Below are 9,963 nucleotides of genomic sequence, written 5' to 3'. Positions count from 1 at the left end.
TATAAATACTTCCGACCATTCCATTAACATAAGTCTTATTCTCGTTGTTATACCCATCAAGAACTTGAAGCTCATAGCCGCCTGCATTACCATTGGTAGCAGCTAAAAAGATCCCACTGTTTCCTCTGCTCTGACCATTATGAGCAATTTCTTCCGGTATCTTAAACTCAATATGTAACTGGTAATCAGTAAACGTTTCTTTCGTCTCAATATCTCCTGTCGGTTTGTTTACGGTGAAGTAATCTCCTGTAACAACCCATTTGGCAGGGGATTTATCCCTTTGAGAAACCCAATTATCTAAATTATCCTTATCAAATAAGACGATAGCGTCTGATGGGGGGTCATTAAAATTAACCTTACCAGGTACAATTACTTTTGGAACAGGTTCCCAGACTTCAGTATCTTCAGGCTTTGGTCCGGGGGTTTCCCTCTCTTGCGCATAACTTAACGAACAAACGAACAATACCAAACTCGACAGAATTAATCTCTTTAACATAACAGGATCTTTTTGATTTAATATTATTTAACTACTCGAATGACTCCCCTCATCACAAGATAATGTCCTGGATAAGAGCATATATAGGGATAAACTCCCGGCTTGTCAGGTGCATTGAAATAAATTGCTTCAGTTTGTCCAGGCTGTAAGATCTTGGTATATACTAGAACCTTAGGGCTATTGGGTACATAGTTCATCTTCTCCCCTTGTATTCCTAATTTTAGAGCCAACTCGCCCACTTCATTTCCTGCACCTATTTCAGTCAGCACGAAATTGTGAAGCATATCGTCGTTATTATTGAAAACCAGCTTAAGTTTACTTCCTGCCTTTACCGTAATATCATCGGTGCTAAACTTTAATCCGGGCAGTGTACCCAATGTAATTGTAAGATCTGCTTTCCCGCCCCAGCTAGCCGGCATTTTCAAGGTATGTTTGCCTAGAGCATCCTGTTTCTTTAATGGCTGGGACACTTCGCTTTTCGGACTATTAGCCATCGCTTCATGATCATGGCCCATTGAAACCCCGACCCGATTCTCATCGGTAATGGCTACTTTATCACCATCGGGTATCGCATTCAAAGTATAATATCCGAAATTATGTAATAAAGGAAGTTGCTTTGCAGACAATATGCCCTCAGCCTTTATTTCATGTATATATCCTTCTTTTAAACTATCCAAAACCAAGCGAACCCGCATTTTATCTTCAGATACGACAATTGCTTTAATCGTACGATCAGCTTGATTAATAGGAGGGCTTCCATAGGTACTGTGATACTTGTATATAAAATCTCCTATGCTATAAGAGGATGCATCCCGAGCTGATTCCTCGTCAACCGGTAAGGTAAACTCCAATTCGAAACCATCAGGCTTTGCCTTAATCGTTTTTATCTCGAATGGCATAACCCCTGTCCATTCTAATTTTTGCAATCCAAATGGGGCGTTGCCCGTAGAACCCCAACCGCGGGATGTCATTCCAACAAACATAGATCCATCCGGCCCCCAATTCATTCTTAATATACCCGATGAGAACCCTTCACGAAAAGGGAAAACGACCCCTTGATAAACGCCTTTCACTTTCTCAAGATATACACGCATAATTTTGCTGTGGCCCTGATCACCAACAAACAATTGATCTTCAAACGGCCCCATTTTCCCCTCTTTATTATAGTTGAGAATCCCAGATGTGGAAATCCCCAATATGGTATGTGGAAACCATACCGCAGGTGTTTTTATTCCCTTAACGGTTTTAGCTACTTCAAACATGGGCTTTCCCGTATCAGGAATATCCGATTGTTTTAATGTGATATTAGACTCTGGTTCTCCAGACCATTTTAAGCTGCTTGGATTCCCCATAAAGTCGCCCTCAGCGACGTGAGAAATAAATCCTGATCCCACCCAATGACCTTGGTTCTCAGAATAGAAGATATCTCCAGAACTATTTAATGCCATGGCTGCGGGTGATCTGAATCCGGCCGCAAAGGGTTTCATTTTAAAATCCGGAGAGAACTTAAGCATCCAACCATGCCATTTTGAAAGACTCTCACTGTTTCCATTCCAGCCAAGATTCAATGCCACAATCATATCGCCATTTTTATCCAACAAGGGGCCATAGGCATATTCATGATAATTTCCCGTTTCAGATAAAGGCCAAGAGTACATCGTCTCATACTGATCGGCCTTGCCATCACCATCTGAATCCCTTAAACGAGTTAGCTCTGAACGTTGTACCGCATAAATATCCCCTTTGATATAATTAAGGCCCAAAGGTTCATGCAAACCTTGAGCAAACAATCGATAGGTCGGTTGCTGCCTGTTCTTCATAGATGGGTTATCTATAATCCAAACTTCACCGCGCCGTGTTGAAACTGCAAGCGATCCGGTAGGCAAAAATGTCATTCCGCCAACTTCGAGAAAAATTCCTTGAGGGATAGGTACACTGGTCAGCCGATAAATATCATTCTCAGTATATATCTTAACACTGTCTTTAACAGTGGTACCTGTATTATTTTGTCCAAAACTAATTGTTGAATATAAAATTCCTACAATAGCTGTTAAATATTTTATATGGGTTATTTTTAAGTTCATGTTTCTCAATTTACCAAATGATCGAATATTCCAATGAAGAAAGCTTTTTACCAAATGCAATTACAAGTTCTTCAGAATTTGACAGCTCCCGAATAACGGGTTTAACATGCTCGTCAACTTTGATATAATATGATTTCCCATCGATTACATACAAACCTTTGCCCAAGGACTCGATCACCTTCCCTTGTGCAATTCTGAAATAGAGATTCTCCGGTGCATTAGCAACACGGACCTCCCTCTTCAAAGATGTACCATCTCCTACCATCGATATTTTATCATCAACGTTCAAGCCATTATATTCATAATGAAAGGTTACATTCTTGTCGGCATCAAAAGAATAACCTTTATTATGAAAATCATCGAACGGTATTGAATCTGGCCATATAGACCCTGAATTACTCAATAAGGCAAAGGAAGGAGCAGAAGACAAAGTGGTTACCGCTCCGAGCGGCCTAGCCAATTGCGGCTCTCCACGGGACTCCCACATATCAGTTGCATCAACAAATCCTCCTCTCCAAAACTGTAAAATCGCCCCTTGCTTCAGGTCATAAGAATAATTGGTCTGATCGGGGTTGCCTACAGATATTACATGTGTACGTTTACCCTTGTCAAACAATAGATAACTTCTCAAAACATACGGCTCTCCCTCTGCTTCCACGATAATGGGATTAACCATCCTGAAACGTCTCGCAGCAGCAAGGGGTTGATCGGCCTTTTCAATAGTCTTATACTGAATATTTTTAAATGCTATCAAATGATCCTCATCCGCTTGAAAAACCAAAGGCCCTTCGGTACGCTCATCATTAAAACCGGAACCATTAGATGGCCCCTCTAATGCAATTCCCTGGTGAATAAGTACTCCATTTAAATAAACTTCTTCAAAACTTGCCTTTTCGGTCTTTTTTCCTGAACCATCAAAAGCAGGGGATTTGAACTTTACCTTTAAATGTTGCCATAAGCCAGGTGCTTTTCCCACATTACTTATAGGCTGCTCGGTATGAAACGAAAAACTATTCTCAGCATTGTTCACATCGATAACACCAACCCTGGAAAGGGGATCTGCACCATCGGGCCAACTGTCTGATAGTTGGATCTTATAACGTCCCAGTATATATACAGCTGAACGGCTTCCCTTGGTAGTTAAGAAATCAAAGTCGATCTCAACATCTCCCTTTAATTGTGCTTTGGTAACTAGATTAGTTGCTCCCTTTGTAGGTATATTTACAACAATACCATCTCCGCTAACCAATTTTGCCGTCGACTTATTAAAATCTGTTGTTAAATCAGAAGCAATCACCCAGTTTGCACCCGGTTCCTCAAATACATCTAAATTTAAAACGGGAATAGTACTTTGAGAGAATACAAAATGAGAATACAGTATACTTCCAAATAATAACAAGGCAAATCTTTTCATAAAATCATAAATTTTAAATCTTTTAAGTAAAATAAAAAAACATAAGATCTTCATTATGTTTTATAACAAAGATATTATGTTTTTCACTTTAAAACTAATACACTAGATTCTAATTACATTTTCTCCACTAAAAAGTAAATTCAGGAAGTGGTATAATTTCACCGCCTTTCATAGCGGATTCATGTGCCAAAATCCCTACACACGTAATATTCGCAGATTGAACTGCATTCGGATAAGGCTGACGATTGGCCACAAGTGAGCTCACAAACTCATGTACTAAATGCGGGTGAGAACCACCATGTCCAGAACCTTGAATAAAAGAAAGGTGTTGATTCTCTTCTGCACCATATACAAACTCGGTAGTAAACTCCTGAATCTCCTTAGGCAATAAATGAGCATAATCTTTAACCTTCACCCGTTCTGGTGACTCTCCGGTATGGATAACGCTATCTTCATGTTCAATAAGAGTCCACTCGAATGATTTCTTCGAGCCATAAACATCAAAGCTTTCACGGTATTGACGGGCCGTGTTAAATAAGGAACGTGTCACCTCTGCCGACAAATCTGAATCCTTTAATTTAATGTGACAGGTTTCTATCGCAAACGGTGAACCGTATTTCGGAATCAGGTTCTCATCAATTCTTCCTGATCCGAAACAGGACACATACTCTGCCGAAGCTTTCGGAAGTGCTAAAACCGGGCTAACACAATGAGTAGCATAATGCATAGGAGGCAACCCTTCCCAATAGCCAGGCCAGCCAGCCATTTCTTGCTGATGTGATCCCCTCAAGAACTGAATCTTACCTAACTCTCCGCTCTCATATAATTCCTTTACAAATAAAAACTCCCGACTATACACAACCGTCTCCATCATCATGTAGGTAAGTCCCGTTTCATTTACAGCATCAACAATCCGCTTACAATCCTCCACACTAGTAGCCATAGGAACCGTACAGGCAACATGTTTCCCCGCGCGAAGTGCAGCTATTGACTGCTCTGCATGGTTTTGAATTGGGGTATTGATATGAACAGCATCTACCAGTGGGTCCTTTAACAGTTCTTCATAATCTGTATATCGCTTCTCAATCCCAAATGCATTACCAATTTCTTCTAACTTATCCGCATTTCGCTGGCAAATAGCATACATGTTTGCGTCCGGATGTTTTTGATAGATTGGAATAAATTCCGCTCCAAAACCCAAACCTACAATCGCTATATTTATTGGCTTATTAATCATCTCTAAATTATGTTTTTTACTCTATTAATATCAATTATTGATTTAGTTACTCTTGCGCCCATTGTTTTAAAAACTGCAAGCCTTCTTCCGCAAAACCGTCTTGGCTTGCCACTAATGGTCTCCACATACAAACGGCACCAGCCAACTCTTTAACTTCTGGTGTAAAACTCTCAATAGAAACTGCTCTATTATAATTAATTGCTGTTAATCCTCGTTTATAAGCATCCCAGCGTGTTTGACCTGTACCTGGTGTTCCTCTATAATTCTCTGAAACTTGCAAATGAATAAGTTTATCCCCAACAGAAACAATTGCTTTTTCTATATCCCTTTCTTCAATATTCATATGAAAACCATCCAGCAAAACTTTCGCTGACGGATGATCAATGTCTTTTATTAGCATCATCACATCCTCTGCTGTATTAATAAGATCGGATTCAAAGCGATTAAGAGGCTCAATAGCGAGATCTAAACCAAGATCTGCTGACATTATACAAGCTTTCCTAATATTAGTTACTGCACGATCCCATTCAATACGTTTCTGGTCGGGCGATACAAGACGTGCTTTCCCCACTGCAGAATACATGGGCCCTGAAAAAAAATCAGAACCCAATGCACTTGCAATTTTCAAACAGGTGTATATGTAATCTAAACTTATTTTATGATAACTCTCATCATCATGAGTAAGATCTCTGCTTGGGCCAAATGCCCCACAGATTACCGCCTTTAAACCATTCTCTTCCAGTGCAGCCTTCACCTTATTTATATCAATTAGCGAAGGATCTTCTACGGGAATTTCAACAACATCATAGCCCATCCGTTTAATCTTTGGAAAAAGCGATAGTGTATCGGAATTAAATGGTGATGTCCATAGCCATGTACTTACACCAAATTTAACATCCAAACTCATATATTATCTTCTTTGAATTATACTTATTTAACCACTTTCATAATGCCTTGCATCATTCTCCAATGTCCCGGGAATGTACACAAGAATGGATAATCTCCGACTTGAGAAGGAGCAGTAAATTCTAAGGTAGTACTTTCACCCGGATCCAACAACCTTGTAGCAAATAATACATCAGAAGTCCGGGGAACATAAGCCATCGAAGCTGCCTGAGGATCAAGTGCCATTTCATCTGCTGCGGCACCAACCTTATTCAGCGTACCTGGTTTTATGATAAGTAGATTATGCTGCATCTGATCCGGATTTGCAATACGGATACGTACACGCTGTCCTGCTTTAACCGTTACTGACTTCTTGCTGAATGCCATTTCATTTGGAACAACATCGATTTGTAATACTGTTACATTATCCGAAGCTGCATTCGCAGTGGTGCTTGCTGCAACCGTTTGACTTTTCCCTGCAGCACCTGGTTTTCTTAACTCAATGGTAGCATCTTCCATGCTTCCGGTAAATCTAAATGAACCTTCATAATCACCGATCCTATCCGTTGTAGGCTCTTGAAGGTCTTGAGAAGATCTCAAATTCAGATCCAACGATTTAGTAAACAATCCCGGAGCTTTACCTGTAGCAACCTGTTTGCCATCTACCTCTATGCTCATCGCTCCATTTTCTAACAATTGAGCAACCAATTCATATTCTTCTGGTAAGGCTGTGTTAGAAACTGCTGTATATGATTGACCATTCTGTCTAACAAGCATGTTCAATTTACCATCCTGGATAAACACACCATAACCATCTTCTTTACCACCTTGACCGGCTATAAAACCTTGAATAGGAGCATTCGGATCAATTGGCTCTTGCTGTCTCCATTGAGGAGGGCGGTTATCCTGACTTGCGCGACCAATCTTAGCTTTAATGATAATCTCTTTACCAACTACATCCGGGCTAAAAGCTACCGCACCAACAGAACCTTGTCTATTGGCTAACGAATATACTTCATTGCTTAACCCTTGAACGATGCGCTGTGTCAATGTCAACTCTGACGTACCAGTTGTCTTAAATCCAGCCGGAACAGAAGACATAAACCCTTCTTCATGTTGGATAGCGGCTGCATACAAAGCTTTAGAAAGCCATTCGTCATTTGCATTTTCAGCGTTAAGACTTGCTGTATATAAGGCTTTACCCGCTTCAACCGATGCCGGAAGCTGTGCAACAACAACAAGGGCATTCATACGTGTATTCAAATTCGGATCGTTTAACAAACCTGCCTTTTGAATCAATGCAAACGCTTGTCCATTTTTAGGCAACACCTCTAGAGCTGCTTTTCTCACGCCGGCTGAAGGATGGGACAATGCACCAACAACTGCTTTGAAAGCTTCTGAATTAGAATCGTTCAATACCTTTAAACCCGCTAACGTCCATAAAGCATTTATGGCCGGACCATTCAAACCAATCTCATCAACCTTTTTATTATTAATTATCTTAATAAGCCCGGGAATGGACGCCTTGTTATTATTCTCAACCAATAAACGTTGTGCTGTCAATCGCCAGAATAAATTATCATTCTCCAAAGCACTTAACAACCCTGCTGTATTATCTTTTGATAGACTGATTGGGGTGTAAGGTTTAGCATCTTTATAAACTATTCTATAAATACGGCCTCGGTCTAAATCACGCATCGGGGTAATGAAGGCATTACCTTGACCATTCACAAACTGCTTACCATTTGACACCGTAGGTCCAGGAGTAGGGTTATGTTGAATAATGAAATTATACCAATCAGCTACCCAAACAGCACCATCAGGACCAACCTCTGCATGAACAGGACCTACCCACTCATCAGAACTTGCTAATAAGTTCCAACCGTCTTTCTCTGCAAAACCAGCACCATTAGGCTCAATAATGGCACTATGAGTCAGTCTACCGGTAGGCTCATTGACGAAAGCGATACGGTTCCAGTATTCCTTAGGGAAATTCCTGGCGGTATAAAAATTATGGCCAGCGGCAGCAGTAAACCCGCCATGAACATCCACTTGTCTCAGATTAGGAGTAAGGGTATGCATATCACCATGGCCCTGGATGATAGCAAGGGGAATTACTTGCTGACCCGCACTTCTACCTCTAAACCCTCCATTTTGCGCACCTTCAGCCTGAACCACTTTAGCAGGGAAAGGTCTCTGCATTAATTGATAAGGCATTGAATAAAAATCACTGTGGTTACCATTGGCAGTAGAAACAAAAACATTATTGTCTTCTGTAAACCCTAATCCCCAGGTGTTATTGTTTGAATTTGCCAAGAACTCAAAATCGGTACCATCCGGATCAAAGCGATAAACACCTTGGGCAAATCTAAAACTCTTATTATCAATAGTGTTGTTAAAGCCTGAATAACCTACAACACCCCAGATCTTATTATCAAAACCATATCGTAAGTTTGAAGGACCCGCGTGGGTGTCATTTTTACCCCAGCCTTCCATGAAATCATGACGAACATCTGCTTTATCATCTCCATCGGTATCCTTTAAGAACACCATATGAGGTGCCATCGATATAATCACACCGCCATTGGCAAACACAATACTCGAAGGGATATTTAAACTATCAGCAAAAATGGTAAACTTATCTGCCATCCCATCGCCATCGGTATCTTCCAAGATCTTGATGCGGTCGTTAGCTGCTCCATCGGTTTCAACAAACGTATTGGGGTAATCTACCGACTCAACTATCCATAACCTGCCTCTTTCATCCCATGACATCGCTATCGGATTCGTGATATCCGGTTCTGCAGCAAAAAGCTTCACCTCAAAATCAACAGGAACCTGCATCAGATCCATCGACTCTTGTGGGTTCAATGCATATTGAAACTTTGGCGCCGGATCACGTTTCTCATAGTTGGGAACAATGATGGTATCATTATATACAAGTTGCGGTATTTTAAATGCTGCAACTTCTGCCTGAACTTTATCGCCCAAGGCCCATAAAACCCCATTTCCTATCAACTTCTGAAACATAGGGTTTGTCCATGTGCTATCGTTATGGCCATAAGCCGTATAAAATATCCTGCCTTTTCCCTGGTTACGGACCCAGGTCCATGGCTCTTTCACACCATTCTCTACACGCTCCTGCAACACCGTTTTATCCGGGTTGATATTACTGTGCACATAGGTCTCATCCCATGTCTCGAATTCATCGATACCCGCCATAACAGGATGGGTCTTATTAATATTCACTGCGGTGAAATGCCCCGTTTTATGTGATTTAAACTGTCCTCCGATAGCCTGAATATACCAAGGTGAGTTAACAAAACTTGCTGAGGCAGAATGGATTGGAATCAAGCCCTTACCGCCTTCTACAAAATCCTTTAATACCTTCTCTTTGGCCGGTGATATATTATCATAATTGGCATAGATGATCAATCCATCATATTTACTTAAGTTCGCTGTATTAAGATCGTTCGTATCTGTGGTGTACGTAATGTTTATTCCACGGGCAAACAATGGAATACTAATCATGGGTGCAAACTTTCCCGAATTATGATGTGTATCGGTATGACCTAAAAACAACACCTCAGCTCTTCGGCCTGGAGGTTGCTGTATGGCATCCGTTTCAAATTTAAGCGCATAGTCATAAATACCATTCGCGAGGCTACTGAGTAGAATACTGCTAAACAGTACAAAAAAAATAATCTTCTTCATTTTATGGTGTGTTGGTTTATTTAAAATGCGAACGTTGGCAATAACCACAACAATAACCAATTAATAACGTTGACAGGGATTAGATCAATAATACCAATGCCAACGTTCGCATTCTAATAGTAAATATATAAAT

General features: G+C 40.6%; 6 protein-coding genes. All 6 read right to left on the bottom strand.

Annotation, left to right across the window (positions count from 1 at the left end):
- On the bottom strand, positions 1–496 hold a 496-nt coding region (locus VL047_RS09455), incomplete at its 3' end, for a DUF1080 domain-containing protein (protein WP_325359991.1).
- A 23-nt stretch (positions 497–519) separates the two neighbouring features.
- A complete protein-coding gene (locus VL047_RS09450) occupies positions 520–2,580 on the bottom strand; it encodes a plastocyanin/azurin family copper-binding protein (protein WP_325359989.1) in 2,061 nt (686 codons plus the stop codon).
- A gap of 10 nt (positions 2,581–2,590) precedes the next feature.
- Entirely contained in the window at positions 2,591–3,994 is a 1,404-nt protein-coding gene (locus VL047_RS09445) for a family 16 glycoside hydrolase (RefSeq protein WP_325359987.1), read from the bottom strand.
- 127 nt (positions 3,995–4,121) lie between these two features.
- Positions 4,122–5,231, bottom strand: a complete 1,110-nt coding sequence (locus tag VL047_RS09440) for a Gfo/Idh/MocA family oxidoreductase (protein WP_325359985.1) — start codon at positions 5,229–5,231, stop codon at positions 4,122–4,124.
- 46 nt (positions 5,232–5,277) lie between these two features.
- Complete coding sequence (locus VL047_RS09435; RefSeq protein ID WP_325359983.1) at positions 5,278–6,138, bottom strand: sugar phosphate isomerase/epimerase; 861 nt, start codon at positions 6,136–6,138, stop codon at positions 5,278–5,280.
- A gap of 23 nt (positions 6,139–6,161) precedes the next feature.
- Positions 6,162–9,830: a PVC-type heme-binding CxxCH protein gene (locus VL047_RS09430; RefSeq protein ID WP_325359981.1), complete on the bottom strand. Its 3,669-nt coding sequence runs from the start codon at positions 9,828–9,830 to the stop codon at positions 6,162–6,164.
- Between the last annotated feature and the right edge of the window lie 133 nt (positions 9,831–9,963).

This window comes from Albibacterium sp., from assembly GCF_035514885.1.
Taxonomy (GTDB): Bacteria; Bacteroidota; Bacteroidia; order Sphingobacteriales; family Sphingobacteriaceae; genus Albibacterium.
Note: the sequence above shows the minus strand (reverse complement) of the source record. Positions and strands in the feature narration are given on the sequence as shown.